General features: G+C 72.9%; 21 protein-coding genes. 11 read left to right on the forward strand and 10 right to left on the reverse strand.

The annotated features are described in order from the left end of the window. Positions 1–9: 9 nt before the first annotated feature. From hisD to ACIQVL_RS30350, 4 genes are all read left to right on the forward strand, one after another. Entirely contained in the window at positions 10–1,362 is a 1,353-nt protein-coding gene (hisD, locus tag ACIQVL_RS30335) for a histidinol dehydrogenase (protein ID WP_403476906.1), read from the forward strand. Beyond that, the gene (locus ACIQVL_RS30340) at positions 1,359–2,120 is read left to right on the forward strand and encodes an SDR family NAD(P)-dependent oxidoreductase (RefSeq protein WP_403436649.1); all 762 of its coding nucleotides are present in this window, start codon (positions 1,359–1,361) and stop codon (positions 2,118–2,120) included. Before hisD ends, ACIQVL_RS30340 begins: the two co-directional genes overlap by 4 nt. Before the next feature lie 281 nt (positions 2,121–2,401). Continuing rightward, positions 2,402–4,303 carry a hypothetical protein gene (locus ACIQVL_RS30345; protein ID WP_403476907.1) on the forward strand — a complete coding sequence of 634 codons (1,902 nt, stop codon included), beginning with the start codon at positions 2,402–2,404 and terminating at the stop codon, positions 4,301–4,303. Positions 4,304–4,370: 67 nt separating this feature from the next. Further along, positions 4,371–5,120, forward strand: a complete 750-nt coding sequence (locus ACIQVL_RS30350) for a class I SAM-dependent methyltransferase (RefSeq protein ID WP_403476908.1) — start codon at positions 4,371–4,373, stop codon at positions 5,118–5,120. Here ACIQVL_RS30350 and ACIQVL_RS30355 read toward each other — a convergent pair. From ACIQVL_RS30355 to ACIQVL_RS30385, 7 genes are all read right to left on the reverse strand, one after another. Next, a complete protein-coding gene (locus ACIQVL_RS30355; RefSeq protein ID WP_403436653.1) occupies positions 5,090–5,833 on the reverse strand; it encodes a GntR family transcriptional regulator in 744 nt (247 codons plus the stop codon). The genes ACIQVL_RS30350 and ACIQVL_RS30355 overlap by 31 nt on opposite strands. A 182-nt stretch (positions 5,834–6,015) precedes the next feature. After that, positions 6,016–7,212 (reverse strand): serine hydrolase domain-containing protein, encoded by a 1,197-nt coding sequence (locus ACIQVL_RS30360; RefSeq protein ID WP_403476909.1) that lies wholly within the window; start codon positions 7,210–7,212, stop codon positions 6,016–6,018. A gap of 88 nt (positions 7,213–7,300) precedes the next feature. Next, entirely contained in the window at positions 7,301–7,705 is a 405-nt protein-coding gene (locus ACIQVL_RS30365) for a nuclear transport factor 2 family protein (protein ID WP_403436656.1), read from the reverse strand. 13 nt (positions 7,706–7,718) lie between these two features. Continuing rightward, complete coding sequence (locus ACIQVL_RS30370; protein WP_403436658.1) at positions 7,719–8,687, reverse strand: acetylxylan esterase; 969 nt, start codon at positions 8,685–8,687, stop codon at positions 7,719–7,721. A gap of 334 nt (positions 8,688–9,021) precedes the next feature. Then, entirely contained in the window at positions 9,022–9,609 is a 588-nt protein-coding gene (locus ACIQVL_RS30375) for a hypothetical protein (RefSeq protein ID WP_403476910.1), read from the reverse strand. A 279-nt stretch (positions 9,610–9,888) separates the two neighbouring features. Further along, a complete protein-coding gene (locus ACIQVL_RS30380; RefSeq protein WP_403476911.1) occupies positions 9,889–10,665 on the reverse strand; it encodes a ferredoxin reductase in 777 nt (258 codons plus the stop codon). Then, the gene (locus ACIQVL_RS30385; RefSeq protein WP_403476912.1) at positions 10,658–11,263 is read right to left on the reverse strand and encodes a sulfite oxidase-like oxidoreductase; all 606 of its coding nucleotides are present in this window, start codon (positions 11,261–11,263) and stop codon (positions 10,658–10,660) included. Before ACIQVL_RS30385 ends, ACIQVL_RS30380 begins: the two co-directional genes overlap by 8 nt. A 169-nt stretch (positions 11,264–11,432) precedes the next feature. On the opposite strand from ACIQVL_RS30385, the gene ACIQVL_RS30390 reads away from it, so the two are divergent. Together ACIQVL_RS30390 and ACIQVL_RS30395 are read left to right on the forward strand one after the other, a co-directional pair. Then, positions 11,433–12,356, forward strand: a complete 924-nt coding sequence (locus tag ACIQVL_RS30390; RefSeq protein WP_403476913.1) for an NADP-dependent oxidoreductase — start codon at positions 11,433–11,435, stop codon at positions 12,354–12,356. Continuing rightward, positions 12,353–13,102 carry a GNAT family N-acetyltransferase gene (locus ACIQVL_RS30395; RefSeq protein WP_403476914.1) on the forward strand — a complete coding sequence of 250 codons (750 nt, stop codon included), beginning with the start codon at positions 12,353–12,355 and terminating at the stop codon, positions 13,100–13,102. The genes ACIQVL_RS30390 and ACIQVL_RS30395 overlap by 4 nt, the downstream gene beginning before the upstream one ends. Here ACIQVL_RS30395 and ACIQVL_RS30400 read toward each other — a convergent pair. Further along, the gene (locus ACIQVL_RS30400) at positions 13,063–13,506 is read right to left on the reverse strand and encodes a MarR family winged helix-turn-helix transcriptional regulator (protein ID WP_403436668.1); all 444 of its coding nucleotides are present in this window, start codon (positions 13,504–13,506) and stop codon (positions 13,063–13,065) included. The genes ACIQVL_RS30395 and ACIQVL_RS30400 overlap by 40 nt on opposite strands. 98 nt (positions 13,507–13,604) lie before the next feature. On the opposite strand from ACIQVL_RS30400, the gene ACIQVL_RS30405 reads away from it, so the two are divergent. Together ACIQVL_RS30405 and ACIQVL_RS30410 are read left to right on the forward strand one after the other, a co-directional pair. Then, on the forward strand, positions 13,605–14,654 hold the full coding sequence (locus ACIQVL_RS30405; protein ID WP_403436670.1) for a hypothetical protein: 1,050 nt from the start codon (positions 13,605–13,607) through the stop codon (positions 14,652–14,654). 137 nt (positions 14,655–14,791) lie between these two features. Next, positions 14,792–15,580, forward strand: a complete 789-nt coding sequence (locus ACIQVL_RS30410) for a putative protein N(5)-glutamine methyltransferase (RefSeq protein ID WP_403476915.1) — start codon at positions 14,792–14,794, stop codon at positions 15,578–15,580. 134 nt (positions 15,581–15,714) lie between these two features. On the opposite strand, the gene ACIQVL_RS30415 is transcribed toward ACIQVL_RS30410, so the two are convergent. Together ACIQVL_RS30415 and ACIQVL_RS30420 are read right to left on the reverse strand one after the other, a co-directional pair. Then, a complete protein-coding gene (locus ACIQVL_RS30415; RefSeq protein ID WP_403436673.1) occupies positions 15,715–16,458 on the reverse strand; it encodes a hypothetical protein in 744 nt (247 codons plus the stop codon). A gap of 163 nt (positions 16,459–16,621) precedes the next feature. After that, positions 16,622–18,700, reverse strand: a complete 2,079-nt coding sequence (locus tag ACIQVL_RS30420) for a SpoIIE family protein phosphatase (protein ID WP_403476916.1) — start codon at positions 18,698–18,700, stop codon at positions 16,622–16,624. A gap of 275 nt (positions 18,701–18,975) precedes the next feature. On the opposite strand from ACIQVL_RS30420, the gene ACIQVL_RS30425 reads away from it, so the two are divergent. From ACIQVL_RS30425 to ACIQVL_RS30435, 3 genes are all read left to right on the forward strand, one after another. Continuing rightward, on the forward strand, positions 18,976–19,848 hold the full coding sequence (locus ACIQVL_RS30425; protein ID WP_403476917.1) for a hypothetical protein: 873 nt from the start codon (positions 18,976–18,978) through the stop codon (positions 19,846–19,848). Between the two features lie 120 nt (positions 19,849–19,968). Beyond that, the gene (locus ACIQVL_RS30430) at positions 19,969–20,337 is read left to right on the forward strand and encodes a hypothetical protein (RefSeq protein WP_403436677.1); all 369 of its coding nucleotides are present in this window, start codon (positions 19,969–19,971) and stop codon (positions 20,335–20,337) included. 105 nt (positions 20,338–20,442) lie between these two features. After that, complete coding sequence (locus ACIQVL_RS30435) at positions 20,443–22,458, forward strand: FAD-dependent oxidoreductase (protein WP_403436679.1); 2,016 nt, start codon at positions 20,443–20,445, stop codon at positions 22,456–22,458.

The raw sequence follows: 22,458 nt of genomic DNA on the forward strand, positions 1-22,458 counted from the left end.
GCCGCAGCTGTGGCAGAGATCCTGAAGCACGCCATACCCGGGTCCGAGGTGGCCGCCTCCCTCGACCAGGTGCGCGAGACCGTCTCCGGTGTCATCGCGGACATCCGCGAGCGCGGTGACGCAGCCGTCCGTGCGTACTCGGAGAAGTTCGACAAGTGGAGCCCCGACTCCTTCCGGCTGAGCACGGAGGAGGTCGAGAAGATCGTCGCCTCGGTGCCCCGGCAGGTCATCGACGACATCACCTTCGTACAGGAGCAGGTCCGTACCTTCGCCCGCCACCAGCTGGACTCCCTGGGCGAGTTCGAGGTGGAGACGCTGCCGGGCGTGAAGCTCGGCCAGAAGCACATCCCCGTGCAGGCGGCCGGTGCCTACATCCCCGGCGGCCGCTACCCGCTCACCGCCTCCGCCCACATGACCGTCGTCACCGCCAAGGTGGCCGGCGTGCCGCGGGTGGTCGCCTGCACCCCTCCCACCCGTCGCCCGACCGCCGCCCCTCAAGGACGCGCTACGCGCGGCTGGTTGGATTCCGGCGAGATACCCGCCGCCACCGTCGCCGCCATGCACCTCGCGGGCGCCGACGAGATCTGGCTGCTCGGCGGTGTCCAGGCGGTCGCCGCGATGGCCGTGGGCACCGGCACCATGGAGCCCGTCAACCTGATCGCAGGTCCCGGCAACGCCTACGTCGCCGAGGCCAAGCGCCAGCTGTTCGGCGAGATCGGCATCGACCTGTTCGCCGGACCGACCGAGATCCTGGTTCTCGCCGACGACCGGGCCGACCCGTTCGTCTGCGCGGTCGACCTGCTCTCCCAGGCCGAGCACGGCCCGGACTCCCCGGCGGTCCTGATCACCACCTCCCGCGAGGTCGCCGAGCAGACCATCGCCGAGGTCGAGCGGATCCTGCCCGGCATGCCCACCCGCGACTACGCCGAACCCGCCTGGCGCAACCACGGCCAGGTGCACGTCGTCGGCTCGATCGACGAACTGTACGAACTCGCCGACGCGTTCGCCTTCGAACACGTCGAGGTGCTGACCGCCGAGCCGCGCCTCGCGCTGGAGCGGATGACCCAGTACGGCGCCCTGTTCCTCGGCGAGGGCACCTGTGTGTCGTTCGGCGACAAGGTCATCGGCACGAACCATGTGCTGCCCACCCGTGGTGCCGCCCGCTACACCGGCGGCCTGTGGGTGGGGAAGTACCTCAAGACGGTCACCTACCAGGAGGTCACCGACACCGCCTCGCAGGCCCTGCTCGGGCGGCTGTGCGGGCGTGCCTCCCGGGTCGAGCTCTTCGAGGGCCACGCCCGCTCGGGCGACGTACGGGCCGCGAAGGCCGCCGGCGACGCGCTGCCGTGGAACGAGGCGTGAGCCTGGACGGCCGCACGGCCCTGGTCACCGGCGGCGGAGGACCGCTCGGCCGGGCCTTCGCGCGGGCGCTCGCCGACGCCGGTGCCCGGGTGGTCCTGGCCGGCCGGAACGAGCAGGCCCTCGCGGAGGCGGCGGCCCAGGTCGGCGCATCGGCCCGCACGGCCGTGTGCGACGTCTCCGACCCCGGCTCCGTGCACGCGCTGGCCGCCGGACTCGCCGACGAGGACGTGTCGTTGCTCGTCAACAACGCCGGCGTCGCGGGACCGGTGCGGCCGCTCGTCGACATCGAACCCGACGAGTGGGACGACGTGTTCGCCGCCAACGTACGCGGCGTCTACCTCATGTGCCGGGCGTTCCTGCCACCCATGCTCGCCGCCGGCCGGGGCGACATCGTCAACGTCGCCTCGGTCAGCGGCAAACGCCCGCTGCTCAACCGGACGCCGTACACCGCCTCCAAGATGGCGCTGATCGGCCTCACCCGGACGCTGGCGGGCGAGGTGGGCCCGCACGGCGTCGCGGTCAACTCCCTCTCCCCGGGCCCGGTCCGGGGACCCCGCATGGACCGCAACTTCCGGCTCACCGCCGAACTCACCGGCTGCACCGTCCAGGAGGCGGAACGGGACTTCGCCTCCCGGGCGGCGCTCGGCCGGCTGGTGGAGGAGGACGAGGTCGCGCGGGCGCTCGTCGCCATGCTGGCGATGCCCGGACTGTGCGGGGCGGACATCGACCTGTCGGCGGGGATGATCGCCCCGGCCTAGGCGGACGGAGCACCAGGCGAGGCGGACGGCGCGCGGGCCGTCCGCCTCGTCGGCGTGCGCACCCGCCGCCGGGGACTGTGGCCACTCTGTGTGAGCGCCATGAAGTGGGCCGCACGATCCGAGGCATCGGGTTCCGGGATGCGTGTGTGCAAGGCCTGTCCCGCGTTTACCGAGGCTGATTCACTCCCACCTGCGCACCTCCGGTGCCTTCGTCGCCCTGGTTCCGACCGGCGACTCGTGACTCTGCGCGACGGCGCACTCCACCCGTGGAAAGGCCTGCAATGACGCTGACATCCCGACGCTCGTTCCTGATCGCCGGTTCCGCCGCGACCGCGGCCGTGCTCGTTCCGGTCGCCTCCGCCACCGCCGCCCCGAAGGCGCCGGGCAGGACGATCTCCGTCGCCGCGGGGGAGACCTACGAGCTCGCCGCGACCACCCAGGTGAGCCAGTTGACGATCGGGGACGGCGGGAAGATCGTCGCCCCGGACGGGTACGACATCAGCCTCACCGTCGACGGCGTGGAGACCGGCCAGCTGCTCACCGCGACCGGCGCCACCGGCACCCTCGTCCAGGCCGGCACCTACCGCGGTGACGTCGTCCTCACGGTCGCCGAGTCCAACGACGTCACCTACCAGACGCTGACCTTCCCGTTCCGGCAGGCCCTGTACGTCGGTTCGGACGGGGTCGACTCCGCGAGGTCCGTGCTCTCCGCCGTACGCGGCGGCAAGATCACCGACACGGCCGCGCGCAACGTGTCGATCGCCTCCACCGGCGAGTGCTTCAACGGCGTGTACGTCGAGAGCGGCAGCTACACCCTGCAGAGCCCGACCATCACCTTCGACGGCAACGGCCGCTCGGACTTCGCCGGGTACGGCGCGGCCGTGGTCGGCGACGGGTCCGCGACCAAGCTCGTCGTGGACGGCGCCCGGATCAGCAACAAGGGCGTGGTCCGCACCACCGTCATCGCCAACGGCGGCGCCAACGTCCTCGTCAAGGACTCCTTCCTGCGCGCCCGCAACGGCGTCCTGCCCACCGACTACCAGGCCACCGTCGAGACCCCGTACATGGAGTCGGTGCCCTGGATGCTCGGCCTGGACGGCAACGTCCGCGCCACCAACCTGATCGGCGCGGGCAGCGTCGCCACCTACCTCAACTCGACCGTGTTCTCCGAGACCTGGGGCGCCCTGTCGGTCGAGGGCGGCAGCGGCCTGAAGCTGACCGCGATCAACAGCCACGTCGGCAACACCGGCGACTACGGCTACGGCACCTACGCCATCGGCGACGCCACCGTCCGCGTCCTCGGCTCCCGCTTCGACGTCGGCTCCTACGCGACGATCATCGCCGGGCCGGCCGCCGTCGTGCACTACGGCGACAGCACCCGCGACGCCGTCGCCGCCCTCAACACCGAACTGGAACTCGGCCTGTCCAACAGTGAGTTGCGGAGCATCCCGGAGCGCAGCACGGTGGTGAACTCCGGCCACTTCGGCTACATGTTCTTCGGTGCCGGCCAACTCACCCTGGACGGCGGCACCGTCGTCAACTCCGAGCGGGCCACCTTCCTCAACAAGGGCCAGCAGACGACGATCTCGGTGGACGGCTCGCAGGGCGCCCGGCTCAACCCGCGCGACGGGATCATCCTGCAGATGATCGAGCTGGACGACCCGGGCCCGGTCCCCGTCAACGGCAAGATGATGAACATCGGCGTCTACACCGAGCCCACCACCGACCCGGTGAAGGACTCCACGTTCGACGTCACCGCCGTCCACGCCACCGACGGTGCCGCCACCTTCAGCTCCATCAAGGTGAAGGGCGACTTCTACAACGGCATGCGGGGCGGCAAGAACATGGTCCTCACCTTCGAGGGCTCCAGCGTCGAGGGCGTCATCTCGGCGACCAAGGCCAAGCACCGGGTCTCCTCGATCGACTCGTCCACCTTCTACGAGCTGGGCATCGTCACCAACACCGTGCAGGCCGCCGTCAACAACGGCGTGGTCGTCGAGCTGAACAGCGGCTCGGCCTGGACGGTCACCGGGACGTCGTACCTGACCAGCCTCACCCTCGCGGCCGACGCCGCCGTGCGGGCGCCGCGCGGCAGGTCCGTGAAGCTGACGGTCGACGGCACCGAGACGGCGATCACCGCGGGCTCCGCCTACACGGGTGCCCTCACGCTGACGGTGGCGTGACACCGGACGGTGCAGGCGTGGGCCGGCAGGGCCACACCCGCACCGTCCGCTCCCGTAAGCTGGCCGGATGTTCAGCCCCGAAGGCCCGAGCCTCCGAGAACTCACCGTCCAGGCGCTGTCCTCGGTCGAGCGCGGCTACGACCTGCTGGCCCCGAAGTTCGACCACACCCCGTTCCGGACGCCCGACTCGGTCCTCGACGCGGTCGCGAAGGCGCTCACCCCGCTCGGCCCCTTCGAGAACGGCCTCGACCTGTGCTGCGGCACGGGAGCCGGTACCGCTGTGCTGGCCCAGGTGTGCCGGCACAGCGTCACCGGGGTCGACTTCAGCGCCGGCATGCTGGAGACCGCCCGCCGGCAGCCCCCGCCCGAGGGCCCGGACGTCACCTATGTGCGCGGCGACGCCCGAGCCCTGCCGTTCGGGCCCGCCTTCGACCTGGTCGTCAGCTTCGGGGCGTTCGGCCACTTCCTGCCCCGGGAGCTGCCCGGCCTCTTCGACCAGGTCCACGCGGTGCTGCGACCGGGCGGCACCTTCGCCTTCCCGGTGCTCGCGCCGCCGCGGCCCAGCAGCCTCGGATTCTGGATGCTGCTGGGCTTCGACGCCGTGATGCGGGTCCGCAACGCCGTGTGGCGGCCCCCGTTCGTCATGTACTACCGGGCCTTCCGGCTCGGCGCCGTGCTGGCGGAGCTGGCGCGGGCGGGGTTCGCCGTGGAACTGTCCGCACTGCCCGAGTTCGGTGAGCGCGGCGACGGCAGCCCGCGCGCCCGGCTGGTCGTGGCCCGGCGCGGTCAGCCCGCGGCGGGCACCGTGAACTCGTAGACCAGCGCGTCCTGCTGGGCGTCCACCACCAGGTCGGTGATCTCCAGCGGGCGGGCGTACTGGTCGTGCACCCGGCGGGTCACCCGCACCGAGGACGCGTCCGCGACCTGCGTGATGGAGTCCCGGTGGTGCAGGGTGAGGCCTGCCTGGCGCATCCAGTCGTAGGCCCGGCGCAGCTGCGCGGCGGCACAGCCGTCGGCCCGGTCCCGGTAGCGGCCCAGTTCCTCGACCTCGGTCAGGGCCACCACCGAGAACGAGGTCACGGCGGTGCGCAGGGCGTGACCGTCGGGGGAGGCTGACTCGTAGCGGTGCACCAGGGTCGGCCGGTGCGGGGCCAGCCCCAGCGCCGCCGCGTGCTCGGGCGGCGGCTCCTCCCAGGCCACGGTGGCCCGGTCGACCGCACCGTGCTCCGTGGGCCCGGCGCCCACCGGGAAGGCCAGGGAGACCGGGCTCTCCACCGGACGGCCGTGCAGCGTGGCGTGGCTGCCCCGCCGGTCGGTGGCCACCAGCCCGCTGTGCCGCAGCACCTCCAGCGCCTGCCGGACGGTCTCCCGGCTGACCCCGAAGTGCCGTGCCAACTGCCGTTCCGCCGGCAGCCGTTCCCCGGGCGGCAGGGTGCCGTCGCGCAGTTCGCCGAGTAGTTGTGTCGCGATCCGCCAGTACAGGGGCTGTCCTTCGCTCTCGGAGTGGTCGTGGGGGGTGGTGCGGGCCATGCCGCGCCTCCTGAGGGTGACAGGGCTTGGTCACCGGGGCCCGGCGGCGAGCAGGCTGGGGCTCGCCGCCGGGCCGTGATGACAAGACGTAGCCGTGCGGGTTCGTACCGCGACCACATCTAGCATTGGTCTAAACCATCAGGGAAGAGCGGCCGACGGGTTCGGCCGAAACCGTGCGGGCCTCACAGACTCGCGTAAACGGCGTTGACCAGGGCCGTCTTCCTGGGGTCGTCCGCGATCCGCGGGCCCATGCGGTTCATGACATAGCCGAGGGAGACCCCCGCTTCCGGGTCGGCCAACCCGCAGGAGCCGCCGAAGCCGTCGTGCCCGAAGGCCCGCGGGTTCGGCCCGTACGAGCCGTTCGCCCCGCTCAGCCAGAGTCCAAGACCGATCTCGGTCTCGTGCTCGAAACCCGCCCCCAGCACCAGGTCACGGCAGCTGCCCTGGCCCTCCCGCACCCGCTCGGCCGCCTCCGGCGACAGCACGCGCAGGCCGCCGTACTCGCCCCGGCCCGCGAACACCCCGTACAGCGCCGCGACCGCCCGTGCCGTGCCGTGCCCGTTGGCCGCCGGGATCTCCGCCGCCCGCCACCCGGGGGTGTTCGCCGCGCTCGCGCCCACCCCCGGGTTGGCCAGGGCGGCGACCGCGGCGGGCGCCAGCTGGCTGAAGATCGCGGCCTGTTCGCTGTCCGACACCACCCGGGGATGGACCAGCTCGGCCGCCCGGTCCGCCTCCTTCTCCGGCAGTCCGACGGTGAAGTCGATCCCCAGCGGCCCGGTGACCTCGCGCTCCAGGAACGCCCCCGGCAGCAGCCCCGACAGCCGCCGCACCACCTCGCCGACCAGGAAACCGAAGGTCAGCGCGTGGTACCCGGAGCTGGTTCCCGGCTCCCACCACGGTTCCGTCGCCGCCAGCCGCGCGGTCGTCAGCTCCCAGTCGTACAGGTCCTGGAGCGAGTGCGGCTCGCGCAGCCCGGACAGCCCGGCCCGGTGCGAGAGCAGGTGGCGGACCAGGACCCCGGCCTTCCCGGCCGCCGCGAACCCGGGCCAGTACTCCGCCACCGGCGCGTCGAGGTCGAGCAGCCCCCGGTCGGCCAGGATGTGCGCGCACAGGGCCACCGGGCCCTTGGTGGTGGACCAGACGTTGACCACGGTGTCCCGCTGCCACGGCCGGCTGTGCGCCGGATCGGCCCAGCCGCCCCACAGGTCCACCACCGTCTCGCCGCCGACCGTCACCGCGACGGCGGCGCCCAGTTCCTCCCGGTCCCGGAAGTTCTCCTCGAACGCCTCCCGCACCGCCGCGAAACGCGGATCGCAGTGGCCGTGGACCTGCATCTGGACCCGGGGCTGTGACTGCGGCTGTGGCTCGTGCTGGGACATGCGGCCTCCGTCGTACGCCGGAAAACCCGGACCGCGACGCTGCGGCCCGGCACCCCGAACGTACCGACTGGTCGGACTGGAGGAAAGGTCAGAGCAGGAAGAGCCGCCCGGCCGGCTCCTGGTGCCCGTCCGCGGTGTGCCAGTAGTCCCGGGACTCCACCGCGAGCCCGCGCCCGTCGAAGCGCACGAACACGCACCCCGCCAGCGTGACCGCCGCACCCTCCTCCTCGGACCGCACCCGGAACTCCGCCGCCGCCACCCCGTCCGGGCCCACCAGCGGCGCCGAGAACCTGACCTCCGTCACCCGCTCCGCCTCGAACGACCAGCGCAGATAGGCGGCGAGTTCGTCCCGCCCCCGGTGCGGGGCGCGGAACGGCATCGAGCGGTGCACACAGTCCTCGGCGTACAGGGCGAGCAGCGCGTCCACGTCGTGCGCGGCCCAGCCCCGCTCCCAGACCCGGACGAACCGCTCCGCGGCCTCCCGCGTGTCCAACTCCGCCTCCCGCTCAGACGTACGAGCGCAGCCAGCGCGCCTTGGCCGCCTCGTGGTACGGGCCGCCGCCCTCGTGGTCGTTGAAGTCGTACACCTCGATGGCCTTGTCCTCGTGCGCCCAGGAGTTGAAGGCCGCGAAGACCGTGGAGGGCGGACAGGTCTGGTCCTCCAGGGCCGCCGAGAACAGTGCCGGAGCCCGGCCGCGCGCCGCGAAGTGCACCCCGTCGAAGTAGGAGAGGGTGCGCTGCACGTCCGCCGAACGGCCGCGGTGCGTCTTCAGGAACAGGGCGATCTCCCGGTAGGGGTGACGGTCGGTCAGCGTGGTCGCGCGCGGGAAGTCGCACAGGAAGGGCACGTCCGGTGCGACCGCCACCAGGTCCGGCACCAGACCGCCGACCGCGATGGTGATCCCGCCGCCCTGGCTGATGCCGAGCGCCACGGTCCGCGCGGCGTCTGTCAGCGGATGCGAGCGGGCCGCCTCCACCGCCCGGACCGCGTCCGTGTACACCCGGCGGTAGTAGTAGTTCTCGGGCGCGTCGATGCCCCGGGTCATGAACCCGGGATACGCCGGCCCGCCGCCCACCGGGTCGTCGGTGCCGCCCCCACCGCCCCAGACGCTGCCCTGCCCGCGGGTGTCCATCGTGAAGTGCGCCCGTCCCGTCGACGCCCACAGCAGGTTCTCGTGCGCCAGCCCGCGTCCGCCGCCGTACCCGACGAACTCCACGACCAGCGGCAGCGGTTCGGTGGTACCGGCCGGCAGCCGCAGCCAGCCCTTGACCGGGTGTCCGCCGAACCCGGCGAAGGTCACGTCGTAGACGTCGACCGTGGACAGCCCGGCGTCGACCGGCTCGAAACGGGCGTCGAGATCGTGTTCGCGGGCTTCCTGGAGCGTCTTGGACCAGAAGGCGTCGAAGTCGTCGGGCGCCACCGACGTGCTGCGGTGCTCCCGGAGCTCGTCGGGAGACAGGTCGAACAGGGCCATCAACAACCGCCTTGGAGAAGGGGAGGTGCGGATGATCACACCGTACGTGGGTGATCCGATGAATCGCCAGGCCTCTGCGCCGTCCGAAAACTGCGAAAAGATTCCGCCGCCGGTTGTGGAGCTGCTGGTCAGGCCGTCGGGTCGACGATCGTGGACGGCGGGCGGACGAGCCCCGGGCTGCAGGGTGGGCAGGGCTGGTGGTCGGGTCACCTCGGTGGCAGCGCCGGGCGCCGAACCCGAGGCCCGGGTGCGGACGGGGGCGAGGGCGGGACGGGGCGAGGGTGGTGGCGGGGCGGGGGTGGGACGGGGGCCGGCCGATGCGGGCGGGGGCGTGTCAGGCGCGGCCGCGGGTCCAGTCCGGTCCGGTGCGCGCCCACTCCTGCTCCCATTCGGCGAGCCGGTGGCGCAGCGCCACCCGGCGCACGATGCCGTGCCCGAGCAGCACCGCGGCCGCCGCGCCGCTCGCCCCGCACAGGCCCACGGTGACCGTGTGCTGCCAGACGGCGATGTCGTCGGGCGGCGGGGCGACCCCGTGCCCCTGCCGGTCGAACCACACGTCCACCGTGTCACCGGTCCGCGTGCCCGCCGGCACCCGGGCCAGGGCGGTCTGCGTCCCCTTGCCGGGCACGGTCCAGCGGACATTGGTCTGGTAGGCATGCGCCTGGTCGCCGCCCTGCACCGACGGCAGCTGCTCCGGGGCGCCGCCGACGACCAGGGCCCGGACCATGTGCCGCTCGGAGCGCTCCACCGCCGCCACCGACTGCGCCTGCTCATGGGCCCAGAGCCCCGCCACCGCACCCACCAGGGGGGCACCGACGCACAGCAGAACCGCGACGGCCAGCGCGATCCACGCTTCCACCACGTCTGACCTGCGCCGCAGCGGATTGTGCCGCCAGCGCCAGCCACGCACCCGGGTACGCATGTCGACCTCCTCGCCGCCACAAGAGCCGGAGGGCCGGACAGCCGGTCCGCAGCTCCCAGCGTGCCCCCGCTCGCATGCGAGCGTCCACACGGGACTGGTACCCCGTACGGAGCGGCACGCCCACCGTCCGGGGCGAGGCACGCGGCACCGGCTGAAGCACGGCTTCCGGCGCGCGCCGGAAGCCGGCCCCGGCGCCCCGGAAACCCGTCGACCGCACGCCCCCGTGCCGCACGTTCCGGAGCCGGACGCACCCGCTCCGCACGCCCGGGGCGCGGTGGGTCAGCCGAACCGCTCGATGCGGATCCGGTCCACCGGCTGTCCGGCCGCCACGAGCAGACGTGAGGCATGCTCCGCGAACCCGTTGGAGCCGCACACATAGGCCTCCCACCCACCCTCCGGCTGGTCGGCCAGGAGCGGGGCCACATGTGCGGCGGACATACGTCCCACCGGGACACCCCGGGGTGCGGCGCGGGTGAACACGGTGGTGGTCTCCGCGCCCAGCTCCCGCGCGTAGATCAGCTCCTCGGGGGAGCGTGCCGACACCACCATGCGCAGCGGCACGTCCAGGGCCCGGTTCCGGTGGTGCCGGACCATGGACATCAGCGGTACGACCCCGGAGCCGGCGCCGACCAGCAGTGCGGGCCGGTCGCCGGGCCAGGCGAAGAAACCGCTCAGCGGACCGCGTACCTCGACCGTGTCGCCGGGCCGGGCCACCGTGTGGAACCAGCCGGAGACCTCGCCGCCCGGTACGTGGTCCAGCGTCAGCTCGATGTGCCCGGAGCCGTCCGGTGCGGAGGCGAGGGAGTAGTGGCGCTGGGCCGTGTAGCCGTCCGCGGCGGTCAGCCGCAGCATCAGGTGCTGTCCCGGCAGGTGCCCCGCCCAGGCCGGCACCGCGAACCGGAACGTCGCCGCGTGCGGGGTCTCGCGCCGTATCCCGGTGACCGTGGCCGTCTGCCACACCCCCGCGGCCTGGCCGCCGACCTCGATGCGGCCGGGGACAGCGAAGCGCGTCGGGGGAGCGAAGGCGGTGGTCCCGGCGGTCCTCGTCTCAGTCACCGGCGTACCTCTGCTCCTGCCACGGGTTGCCCCGCGCGTGGTAGCCGTTGCGCTCCCAGAAACCTGGTTCGTCGTGGTCGAGGAGGGTGAGTCCGGCGATCCACTTGGCGCTCTTCCAGAAGTACAGGTGGGGCACCAGCAGCCGTGCCGGGCCGCCGTGCTCGGCGGGCAGCGGCTCGCCCCCGTACTCGAAGGCGATCCAGGCGCGCCCGCCGGTGAGGTCCGCGAGCGGCAGGTTGGCGGTGTAGCCCGTGTGCGAGTAGGCGACGACATGTGTGGCGGACCCATGGGGGCGCACCATATCGAAGAACGCGTCCAGCGAGACACCGCCGAACCGCACCCCGAACTTCGACCAGCTGGTCACGCAGTGGATGTCACCCTCGTAGGCCGACGCGGGCAGCGCGTGCGCCGTGCCCCAGTCCCAGGTGCGGGGCTCGGCCACCAGGCCGTCGATCCGGAACGACCAGTCGGCCGGCGCCAGCTCAGGCGTCACCTCGGCGGACAGCACCGGCCAGTCCTCGCCCGCGTCGTACTGGCCCGGCGGCAGTCCGGCATTGTGGACGCGGGGGCGGCCGGCGAAGCCTCGGGTGACGTTCATGCTTCAACCGTACGGCGTCCGATCGGGTGCTCCCGCCCAGGTCAGGCCGCCGATCATTGCGGCCGTGTGAACGATCCGCGGAGGCGGGAATAGCCGCCACCTGCCGATGCTTGCCGCTGAGTGCCGCTGCCGGGACACCGGTGACAGCACCAGAGAGCGAGGAAACACGATGCCCAAGGCGTACGTCTACACCAGGCACGGCGGGCCCGAGACCGAGGCCTTCGCCGAGCTGGACCGGCCCGTGCCCGGCCCCGGTGAACTGCTGATCGCGGTCCGCGCGGCGGGGGTCAACCCCGTCGACTGGAAGCTGCGGGGCGGCTTCCGCCGCCCCGGCGAGGGAGCGGCACGCTTCCCGGTCGTCCTCGGCAGCGAGGCCGCCGGTGTGGTCGAGGAGACCGGTGCGGGTGTCACCGGCTTCGCGGCCGGCGACGAGGTCTTCGGCAACACGTCCGGCGGCGCGTTCGCCGAGTACGCCCTGCTGACGGCGTCCGTGACCGCGCACAAGCCCGCCGCGCTGTCCTTCGCCGACGCCGCCACCCTGCCGGTCGCCGGAGCCACCGCCTACGACGGCGTACGCCAGCTCGACCTGCCCGAGGGCGCGACCCTGCTGGTCACCGGCGCGGGCGGCGGAGTCGGCGCGGCCGCCCTGCAGATCGCCCACGCGTGGGGCCTGCGGGTGATCGGGGTGGCGAGCGAGGCCAAGAAGGACCTCGTCGAGTCGCTGGGCGCCGTGCACGTGGCCTCCGGCCCGGACCTGGCCGACCGGGTGCGGGCCGTCGCACCCGACGGCGTGGACGGCGTCTACGACCTGGTCGGCGGCGAGGTGCTCGCCGAGGCGGCCGGCCTGCTCGCCGACCGCACCAGGCTGATCACCGCGGGCGCCGCGCCCGAGACGGTGGCCGCACTGGGCGGGGCCCGGGTGGCACGCGCCCGGACCGCCGCCGTCCTGGACGAGGTGGCCGAGCTCGTCGTGGCCGGTGAACTCGACCCGCACGTCTCGCGGACCTTCCCGCTGGACAGGGCCGACGAGGCGCTGCGCGCCGTCGAGGAGGGGCACGCCCTCGGCAAGATCGTGATCGAGGTCGGCATATGAGCGTCCCGCAGGCCCGCGAGGGCGCTCGGCACGTTCTGGACAACCCGGCCCGCGCCTCGCTCACCGGCCCGCACGCCCTCTTCGCCGAGCGGCGCGGCCGGATCCTGCGCTATCCGGTCGACGTCTCGCCGTGGCTGGCGCTGCCCGACGATCCCGGCGCCGACGACTGGGCGGACCTCGCCGCCCTGGCCGGCCCCGGCGCGGAGGTCCCGCTGCCCGGCTACCGCGGTGAACTCCCGGCGGGCTGGGAGCTCACGATGAACATCGCGGGCGTACAGCTGGTGGACGAGGGCATGGACGCCGTGCCGGAGCCGGCCGCGGTCCGGCTCGGGCCGGCCGACGTACCCGAGATCCTCGACCTGATCGAGCGCACCCGCCCCGGCCCGTTCCTGCCCCGCACCATCGAACTCGGCACCTACCTGGGCATTCGCCGGGACGGCAGGCTGATCGCGATGGCGGGGGAGCGGCTGCACCCGCCGGGCTGGACCGAGGTCAGCGCGGTCTGCACCGATCCGGCGTTCCGCGGCGAGGGCCTCGCGACCCGGCTGATCCGCGCGGTCGCGTACGGCATCCGGGAACGCGGCGAGACGCCCTTCCTGCACACCGGCGCCGAGAACAGCACCGCGATCCGGCTGTACGAGTCGCTCGGCTTCCGCCTGCGCCGCCGTACCGCCTTCGTCGCGGCGAGGGTGCCGGAGCCGCTCGGTCAGTCGTCGGCGGAGCCGGCCGGGGTCCCGGCGTTGTAGCGCTCCAGGTATCCGGCGAACCTGACCAGGTCCGCCTCCGGCCAGTCCGCCAGCCGCTCCCGGAACGCGGCCCGGCGGCGCCGCGTGACCTGCGCCAGGATGTCCTTGCCCGCCTCCGTCAGATGCAGCACCTGGACCCGGTGGTCCTCCGGGTCCAGGCGCCGCTCGATCAGCCCCGCCCGCTCCAGCGCCGCGACCTGCCGGCTGACCGTCGACTTGTCCAGCGCGTAGTGCGCGGCCAGGTCGGTGGCCCGGCAGCCGTCGCTCTCCTCCAGATGCCCGAGCAGGGTGTACGACACCAGCGACAGCTCGGGGTGCATGCGCCCGGCCGACGCCCTGGCCCGGCGCGCGAACGTCGTCATCTCGCGCTGGATGGTCTCCACTGCCGTCTCCGCCGCTGTCACGGGAATACCTCCTCCGACGATCTAGTTGTATAGTACAACTTGAAAGTGAGTTGTATAAGCCAATCAGTTTGGCCCGAAGGTTCTGGAGGTCGTACCCGATGAGGTCGCCGGCGCTGCGCCATGTACTCACGCACCTGATCACCCCGCTACTGATGTGCCTGGGCATGGGGCTCGCCTATATGGGCGCGTTCGTCCACCCGGAGCCGAACCACATGCCGGTGGCCGTGGTCGGTGCCGGACCGGAAGCGAAGGTGTTGGCGCAGACCATCAAGGACACCGCCGGCGACAAGCTCGACGTCCGTACCGTCCCCACCCGCGCCGCCGCCGTCGACCTGCTCAGGTCCCGAACCGTGACCGGTGCCTACGTGCCGAGCGGCAAGGCCCCGGAACTGATCGTCGCCGTCGCCGCCTCCGACACGGGCGCCACGGCCGCCGAGCAGGTCTTCACCCAGGTCGCCGACAAGGAGGGCGTCGCCCTCAAGGTCACCGATGTCGCCGAGCCGGTCGCCGACGACCCCACGGGACAGGGCCTCTTCTTCCTGCTCATCGCCGTCAGCATCGGCTCCTACGCCTCCGTCGCCGCCCTCGGCGCGGCCGGCGCGGCGCTCCCCATGCGAGTACGCGCCCTGCTCGCGCTCGGCGTCTCGGCCGTCGTCAGCGGCATCGGCGCGTTCCTCGCCGGACCCGTGTTCCACCTCGCCCACCACGACCTGGCCGGGGTCTGGGGCATGGCCTGGCTCTACTCCGCCGGCATCCTCCTCATCGGCGTCGGCCTGCACACCTTCCTCAAGCGGTGGACCACGCTGACCATGATGGTGCTGTTCGTGATGCTCAACTTCACCAGCTCCGGCGGGTTGTTCCGCCCCGAACTGCAGAACGGCTTCTTCGGCACCCTGCACGCCTTCTGGAACGGCGCCGGCTTCGTCGAGGGCGTCCGCAGCCTGCTCTACTTCGGCAGCGACGGCCTCAGCCGCAACGTGTGGACCCTCGCGGTCTGGCTGCTGGCCGGCCTCGCGGTCACGGCCATCGCGGCGGCCTACGAGCGGGCCAAGGCGGCGCCCGCCGCGGTCGTACCGGAATCCCCTGCCGGTCTGATCGAGGAGGCCGCGGAAGCGGAGGAGGAGACCGAGGAGACGGTCGGCGTCTGACCGCCTGCCTGTCACCCCGGCTGTCTGACTCCCCGGCTCCCGGCCTCCCCGGCCGCCCGGCGGACCGTCTGCGTGGCGGTCCGGCGGGCGGAAAACCATGCGACCGGCGCACCGGCGTCCGGCTAGGCTGCCCGGTGATGACCTCACTCTCCGAAACCACCGCCTCCACCGTCGTCTCCGCGCTGCGCGCCGCCGGCTGCGTCTTCGCCGAGGACGAGGCGGAGCTGATCCTCGCCGCCGCCCGCACCCCGGACGAGCTGGCCGCCATGGTGGACCGCCGGGCCGCCGGTCAGCCCCTCGAACACGTCCTCGGCTGGGCGGAGTTCCACGGGCTGCGCATCCTGGTGGAACCCGGCGTGTTCGTGCCCCGCCGCCGTACCGAGTTCCTCGTCGGCCAGGCCCTGGCCCAGGCCCCCGGCGCTTCCGTCGTCGTGGACCTGTGCTGCGGCTCCGGCGCGGTCGGCGCGGCCCTCGCCGCCGCCCTCGGCGACGTCGAACTGCACGCCGCCGACATCGACCCGGCCGCCGTCGCCTGCGCCCGCCGCAACATCGCCCCCTACGGCGGCCACGCCCACACCGGCGACCTGTTCGACGCGCTGCCCGCCGCCCTGCGCGGCCGGACCGGCATCCTCGCCGCCAACGTGCCCTACGTCCCCAGCGGCGAGGTCGGGCTGCTGCCCGCCGAGGCCCGCGAGCACGAGCCGCTGGTCGCCCTCGACGGCGGCGGCGACGGACTCGACGTACTGCGCAGGGTCGCCGCGGGGGCCCGTGAGTGGCTCGCGCCCGGCGGCTGCCTCCTGGTGGAGACGAGCGAGCACCAGGCCGAGGACGCCGTACGCGCCGTCCGGCACGCCGGACTGACCACCCGGCTCGCCGTCTCCGAGGAGCTGTACGCGAACGTCGTGATCGGGGTGCGCGCCGCCTAGGCCCTGCGCTTCACGTGCCGCGATCCACCGGCTGCGGCGCCGTCGTGGCCGGTGGCGCGGTTCCGCCCCCGGCCCTCGGCCGGGGGCGCCCCCAGCGCCCCTTCGGGTCCGCCGCCCGACAGCGGCGGACCCGCTCAGGTGGTGGCCCCGCTCCCCGACGGGCTCGGTGACGGCGACCGGTCGCCGAAGCGGTGCCACGGGCCGCCGCGGTCGTGCATGCCGCCGCGGCCCATGCCGGTGAAGTCGCCCGAGAACGCGCCGGACGCGGTCCGCTTGCCGTCGTCGCCGCGGGTGCCGATCAGGAAGGCCTTCGCGCCCTTCTTCAGCGTGTCGGAGTCACCCCGCACCTTGACGCCCGAGCCCACGGTCCACGTCCACGTCGCGCCGTCGTCGCTCTGCACCGTGACCTGGTCGCCGTCCACGTTCTCGACCGTGCCCCGCTGCCAGACCCGCACCACGTACTTGCCGGTGTCCGGGTCCTTGACGGTCGCCTCGCCGTGCACGCCCATGCCGCCCATCCCGAACCAGCCGTGGCCGGGGCCGCGCCCGTCCGGTGCGGAGGGCGCGGGCGACGCACCGGCGGCGGCCGGGGACGCGGCGGAGCCGCCGGAGCCGGCGGCGAACGCCACCGTGCCGCCCAGGGCGAGCGCCCCGGCGACGAAGGCCACGGTCACCGCGCGCACGCGGAAGGACTGGCGGCGCCACCGGTCGCGCAGCGGCGCGCCCGGCTCCCGGTCGGGTCCCGGCCCGGCCAGGACTTCCGGCGGGGCTCCCCACTCCGGGGCGGCGGCCTGCGGGGGACGGTCGGGCATCGGCGGGATCGACGGTTCGGTTCCGTCGACGTCACGGCGGTTCTCATGCTCCGGTTCGTGCGTCACGGCTCGCTCCCATCGGCGAACGGCGGCACGCGGCATCGCGCGACGCATGCCTCTCTGTGAATTGTGGGAGGGCGCCGATAAGAACCCGGTAATCAGTTCCTGTGAATTCGATGAATCCGCACCTGGGCAGGGGCACGTCCGGCGCCCCGGCAGCTCCCCTCGGCTACGGCAGTTCCCGGGCCCGCGCGATGAGCAGGGCCACGTCGTCGTGGTTGTCGGGGTGGTGCAGCTCCCGCAGCAGCAGGTCGCAGACCTCCTCCAGCGGGCGCGGCGGGCCGTCGAGCAGGGCCAGCAGTTCGTCCAGGCGTTCGTCCAGGGAGTGCCTGCGCGTCTCCACCAGGCCGTCGGTGTAGAACACCAGCTCGTCGCCGGGCTCGAAGTCGACGGTCGTGGTGGCGAAGGCGACCCCGCCGACGCCCAGCGGGACCCCGGTGGGCAGGTCGAGGAGTTCCGGCGGACGGCCGGGGCGGACCCGGGCCGGGGGCAGATGGCCGGCGTTGGCGATCCGGCACCGGCGCAGCCGCGGGTCGTACACGGCGTACACGCAGGTCGCGATCGAGTGGTCGAGGCCCGACGTGGTCTTGTCCAGGTGTTCGAGGAGGACCGCCGGATCGAGGCCCAGCGCGGCCAGGGTGGTGGTCGCGGTGCGCAGCCGGCCCATCGTCGCGGCAGCGTTGATGCCGCTGCCCATCACGTCGCCCACCACGAGGGCCGTCCGCCCGCCGTCCAGCGGAATGACGTCGAACCAGTCGCCGCCCACCTCGACCGTGGCGCCCGCCGGCTGGTAACGGGAGGAGACCTCCAGACCGGGGGTGACCCGGGGGTGCGTCGGCAGCAGGCTGCGCTGGAGGGTCAGGGCGGTGGTGCGGGCGTTCTCGTACCAGCGGGCGTTGTCGATCTGCACGGCCGCCCGCGCCGCCAGTTCCCGGGCCAGCAGCAGATCGTCGTCGTCGAAGGGCGCCGGATTGCGGGTGCGCTTGAGGTCGAGGGCGCCCAGCACCTCGCCGCGCGCGATCAGCGGCACGGCCAGATACGAGTGCACCCCGGCCCGGCCCAGCAGCACCGCGGCCTCGGGGGAGGGGGCGATCCGCGCCAGGTCCTCGTCCTTGGCCTGCGGGACGACGACGGCCTCCCCGGTCCGTACGCACTCGGTGATCAGCCGGTCCGGCGCGTACCGGGCGACCGTCCCCGGCTCGTCGGCGGCCTGGGCGGCGTCCGCCGTCTGCTCCGCGCGCACGGCGAGGGCCCGGAGCACGGCCGGCTCGGCCGGGCCCAGAGCGCCGCTGCGGCCCTCGACCACCGTGTCCAGCAGCTGGACGGCCGCCACGTCGGCCAGCTCCGGCACGGCGACGCCGGCCAGCTCCCGGGCGGTGCGCTCCAGGTCCAGGGTGGTGCCGATACGCGCCGAGGCGTCGGCGATCACGGCCAGCCGGCGGCGCGCGTTCTCGGCCTCGACACCGGCCCGGTACGGCTCGGTGATGTCCACCACCGAGGTGGCCACGCCCAGCACGTTGTCCAGCGCGTCGTCCAGCCGGTAGACCGACACCGACCAGATGTGCTCCACGTCCGGATCGGCCGGCGTACGGCCCACCGCGGACTCGTCGACGACCGGCTCACCGGTGCGCAGCACCCGCAGGTAGGCCGCCTCCAGGGCGTCGGCGTCCAGCGAGGGCAGTACCTCGCGGATCGTCCGCCCCACGTGCTCCTCGGCCGGGACGCCGTTCATCCGCTCCATCGCCGGGTTGACCGACACGAAGCGCAGGTCCGTGTCGAAGACGGCCAGTCCGATCGGCGACTGCTGCACGATCCGTTCGGACAGCGCCACGTCCTGCTCCAGCCGGCGCACCGTCGACTGGTCGGCCGCCAGACCCAGCGCGAACACGTCGCCGTTGTCGTCCATGAGCCGCATGTTGCGGAACTCGACCACATGGGTGGAGCCGTCCTTGTGCCGGATCGGGAAGCCGCCGGCCCAGCTCCGCCCGGTGCTCATCACGTCCGCGAACAGCTTGCCGACCAGTCCGATGTGGCGCTCGTGCACCATCAGCCGCGCCGCGTACTGGCCGAGCGCCTCCGGTGCCGAATAGCCGAACAGCTCCTCGGCCTGCGGGCTCCACAGCACGATCCGGCCCTTGGCGTCCAGCACGACCGAGGCCACGTTCAGGACGTCCAGCAGCCCGCCCGGCCGCACGGGTCCGCGCACGGGCTCCCGGCCCTCCGGCACCGAGGCCTCGGCTGGACTCATCGCACGCACCGCCTTCGGACTTCCGCACGGCACGCCGTCCCCCGTGCGGACTCCCCTTGTTCTATCGCGCTCACACCCGACTCTCCGATGCCACGGCCGACTTTTCCACCATCTCTCAACACGACGGCATCCGTACCGCGAAGCGACCACAGAGACGGCAGGGGCGTGAGTTCACCTTCCGGACCCGTCATTGGTCTGTACATGTCCATCGGGCCCGCGCCAGACTGACCGGCGCACGCGCGTCCCACCCCCCCGATACCGAGGAGTAGGCTTCCATGCCCGCGTCCCCCCGGCAACGTTGTCGCGCAGGCCTGACCGCCCTGGTCGCCCTCGCCGCCACCCTGGTCCTCGCGACCGCCGCCCCGGCCTCCGCGGCCGACAACTGGACCGAGACCGGCTCCGACCACGCCGATGCGCTCACCGAGAGCCAGGGCCTGACCTCGGTCGAGGTCCCGGCCAACAGCCCCAACCGGTACACCGGCGTCGGCACCATCCCGCTCGACGTCTACGCCCGCGGCTGGAACCACGTCGGCGACCCCGACGAGTCCTACGACGGCTACTACGTCGAGCCGTACCAGGCGGACTCCAGCACCTACAAGATGTACCGGGTGCAGGCCCCCGACGGCACCTGGTCCGAGTACGTCCACACGCTCGTCTCCGGCGAGGCCCTCAACAACTCCTGGTCCGCCATCACGCCCGACAGCCAGTACATGCTCTCCGGCGAGTACGGCACGATGACCCGCTTCCTGGTCTTCCCGACGCCGGGCGCCAACAAGAGCACCTCGCCGTCCGCGAACCTCCCGCTGGCGTCCGTCGTCAACCTCGACCACGCCGTGCGGGACGTCCAGGGCTGCGACTTCTCCAGCGCCACCACGCTGCTGTGCTCCTCGGACGACCCGGACGGCAGCCTCTTCGGCTACACCAAGCCGCTGCTGCAGATCGACCTGTCCGCGCAGCCCGGTTCCGCGAACGTCACCGGGCACGTCACGGCGCTGCGCCAGCTGCCGCTGCGCAGCTCCTGCTCGGGCACCTTCGAGGCCGAGGGCATCGACTACGACCGGCGCACCGGCGTCCTGCGGGTCGTCGTGATGTCGCCCGGCTTCTGCGTCCTCACGGACAGCGTGACCTACAAGTTCACCCGGAGCTGAGCCCGCGCCCGCCCGCGGCGGGTGGTGCAGGGTCCGGGGATCGGTGCTTATCTGTTGGCATGGCGCGGTTCGCGGGGGAACCCGTGGCACCGCGCCATCGCCATGAGAGGAGCGATCACCATGGACCGTGTGCCCATGCACGAGGAACCCGTCTCCCTCGAGATCAGTGGATGCAACAAGGAGGACGCCCGGATCGTGTTCGACGCGCTGTGCCAGTGCTTCGAGTCCGACCGGGCCGCCGAGGACGTGCCGCAGCAGCTCCACGAGACCCGCCCGATGGTGTGGCTCGGCACGTTCGAGGTCACCGACGCCCACGAGTGCACCCCGCCGCCCCGGCTCTCGGCCACGGTCGAGGCCGACGCGCAGGGCGGCTACTGGGCGATCAGCCGGCTGCACAGGACCCTCGACTCCCTGTTCGCCGTGCGGAACCTGTCGTCGGCGTCCGGGGACCAGGAGAGGGAACTGCACGTCCTGCTCGAAAGCCGGTGACCGGTGATCTGAGACACGTCATCCCGAGGGTGTTGTGCAACTAGTTGCATAATCCGTGCGCGGTCCTCTACAACTACGGTGACGACACCGCGCACGGAGGCCCCCATGAGCCGTTACCCGAACCTGCTGAAACCCCTCGACCTCGGCTTCACCACACTCCCCAACCGCGTGCTCATGGGCTCCATGCACGTGGGCCTGGAGGAGGCCGAGCGCGGCTTCGAGCGGATGGCGGAGTTCTACGCGGCCCGGGCCCGCGGCGGAGTGGGCCTCATCGTCACCGGCGGCATCGCGCCCAACGACGAGGGCCGGCCCTACGAGGGCGGCGCCAGGCTCACCACCGACGAGGAGGCCGCGCAGCACCGGGCCGTCACCGAGGCCGTACACCGCGAGGGCGGCCGGATCGCGATGCAGATCCTGCACTTCGGCCGGTACGCCTACCACCGCGACCTGGTCGCCCCGAGCCCGCTGCAGGCCCCGATCAGCCCCTTCGCGCCCCGCGAGCTGACCGACGCCGACGTCGAGCGCACCATCGGCGACTACGTCCGCGCCGCCCGCCTCGCCCGGCAGGCCGGCTACGACGGCGTCGAGATCATGGGCTCCGAGGGCTACCTGATCAACGAGTTCATCGCCGCGCAGACCAACCACCGCACCGACCGCTGGGGCGGCTCGTACGAGAACCGGATGCGCTTCCCCGTCGAGATCGTCCGCCGGGTGCGCGAGGCCGTCGGCGACGACTTCGTCATCGTCTACCGGCTGTCCATGCTGGACCTGGTCCCCGGCGGCTCCTCCCTCGACGAGGTGATCACCCTCGCCCGGGCCGTCGAGGCCGCCGGGGCGACCATCATCAACACCGGCATCGGCTGGCACGAGGCCCGCATCCCCACCATCGCCACCTCGGTCCCGCGCGGCGCCTACACCTGGGTCACCAAGAAGCTGATGGGCGCGGTGTCCGTGCCGCTGGTCACCACCAACCGCATCAACACCCCCGAGGTCGCCGAGGAACTGCTCGCCGGGGGCTTCGCCGACATGGTCTCCATGGCCCGCCCGATGCTCGCCGACCCGGACTTCGTCAACAAGGCCGCAGCCGGTACGCCGGAGGCCATCAACACCTGCATCGGCTGCAACCAGGCCTGCCTCGACCACACCTTCAGCGGGCAGATCACCTCCTGCCTGGTCAACCCGCGCGCCTGCCACGAGACCGAACTGGTCCTCGCCCCGACCCGGCTGAAGAAGCGTGTCGCGGTCGTCGGCGCCGGACCGGCGGGCCTCGCCTGCGCGGTGTCCGCCGCCGAACGCGGCCACCAGGTCACCCTGTTCGACGCGGCGAGCGAGATCGGCGGCCAGCTGAACGTGGCCCGCAAGGTCCCCGGCAAGCAGGAGTTCGACGAGACCCTGCGCTACTTCCGCCACCAGCTCGACGCGCACGGCGTGGAGGTGCGCCTGAACACGGCCGTCGAGCCCGCGGACGTCACCGGCTACGACGAGGTCGTGGTCGCCACCGGCGTCACCCCGCGCACCCCCGACATCCCCGGCGTCGACCACCCCCGCGTCCTCGGCTACCTCGACGTGCTGCGCGACGACGCCCCCGTCGGCGACCGCGTCGCGATCCTCGGCGCCGGCGGCATCGGCTTCGACGTCGCCGAGTACCTCACCGACGGCGGCCACAAGGCGAGCGAGGACCCGGAGACGTACTTCAGGCAGTGGGGCGTCGACACGGAGTACCAGGGACCCGGGGGCCTGGCCGCCCCGGAGCGCCCGGCGCCGCCGCGGACCGTGCACCTCCTGCAGCGCAAGGCGAGCAAGGTCGGCGCGGGCCTCGGCAAGACCACCGGCTGGATCCACCGCACCGAACTCAAGCACCGGGGCGTCACCATGGTCCCCGGTGTGCGCTACGACCTGATCGACGACGCCGGACTGCACGTCACCGTCGACGGCGAGAGCACCGTCCTGGAGGTCGACACCGTCGTGCTGTGCACCGGACAGGAACCGCGCCGGGGCCTGTACGACGAACTGGTCGCGGCCGGCCGCAGCGCGCACCTCATCGGCGGTGCCGACGTCGCCGCCGAACTGGACGCCAAGCGGGCGATCAAGCAGGGCACCGAGCTGGCCGCAGCCCTGTAG

The organism is Streptomyces sp. NPDC090499, assembly GCF_044769305.1.
Lineage (GTDB): Bacteria > Actinomycetota > Actinomycetes > Streptomycetales > Streptomycetaceae > Streptomyces.

What these genes read in the sequence shown, in the direction of transcription:
- ACIQVL_RS30405 (WP_403436670.1), top strand. Translation starts at nt 13,605, where the DNA reads ATGAGGTCGCCGGCGCTGCGCCATGTACTCACGCACCTGATCACCCCG.
- ACIQVL_RS30370 (WP_403436658.1), bottom strand. Translation starts at nt 8,687, where the DNA reads ATGGCCCTGTTCGACCTGTCTCCCGACGAGCTCCGGGAGCACCGCAGC.
- ACIQVL_RS30435 (WP_403436679.1), top strand. Translation starts at nt 20,443, where the DNA reads ATGAGCCGTTACCCGAACCTGCTGAAACCCCTCGACCTCGGCTTCACC.
- ACIQVL_RS30425 (WP_403476917.1), top strand. Translation starts at nt 18,976, where the DNA reads ATGCCCGCGTCCCCCCGGCAACGTTGTCGCGCAGGCCTGACCGCCCTG.
- ACIQVL_RS30350 (WP_403476908.1), top strand. Translation starts at nt 4,371, where the DNA reads ATGTTCAGCCCCGAAGGCCCGAGCCTCCGAGAACTCACCGTCCAGGCG.
- ACIQVL_RS30345 (WP_403476907.1), top strand. Translation starts at nt 2,402, where the DNA reads ATGACGCTGACATCCCGACGCTCGTTCCTGATCGCCGGTTCCGCCGCG.
- ACIQVL_RS30375 (WP_403476910.1), bottom strand. Translation starts at nt 9,609, where the DNA reads ATGCGTACCCGGGTGCGTGGCTGGCGCTGGCGGCACAATCCGCTGCGG.
- ACIQVL_RS30410 (WP_403476915.1), top strand. Translation starts at nt 14,792, where the DNA reads ATGACCTCACTCTCCGAAACCACCGCCTCCACCGTCGTCTCCGCGCTG.
- ACIQVL_RS30395 (WP_403476914.1), top strand. Translation starts at nt 12,353, where the DNA reads ATGAGCGTCCCGCAGGCCCGCGAGGGCGCTCGGCACGTTCTGGACAAC.
- ACIQVL_RS30420 (WP_403476916.1), bottom strand. Translation starts at nt 18,700, where the DNA reads ATGAGTCCAGCCGAGGCCTCGGTGCCGGAGGGCCGGGAGCCCGTGCGC.
- ACIQVL_RS30430 (WP_403436677.1), top strand. Translation starts at nt 19,969, where the DNA reads ATGGACCGTGTGCCCATGCACGAGGAACCCGTCTCCCTCGAGATCAGT.
- ACIQVL_RS30355 (WP_403436653.1), bottom strand. Translation starts at nt 5,833, where the DNA reads ATGGCCCGCACCACCCCCCACGACCACTCCGAGAGCGAAGGACAGCCC.
- ACIQVL_RS30360 (WP_403476909.1), bottom strand. Translation starts at nt 7,212, where the DNA reads ATGTCCCAGCACGAGCCACAGCCGCAGTCACAGCCCCGGGTCCAGATG.
- ACIQVL_RS30390 (WP_403476913.1), top strand. Translation starts at nt 11,433, where the DNA reads ATGCCCAAGGCGTACGTCTACACCAGGCACGGCGGGCCCGAGACCGAG.
- ACIQVL_RS30385 (WP_403476912.1), bottom strand. Translation starts at nt 11,263, where the DNA reads ATGAACGTCACCCGAGGCTTCGCCGGCCGCCCCCGCGTCCACAATGCC.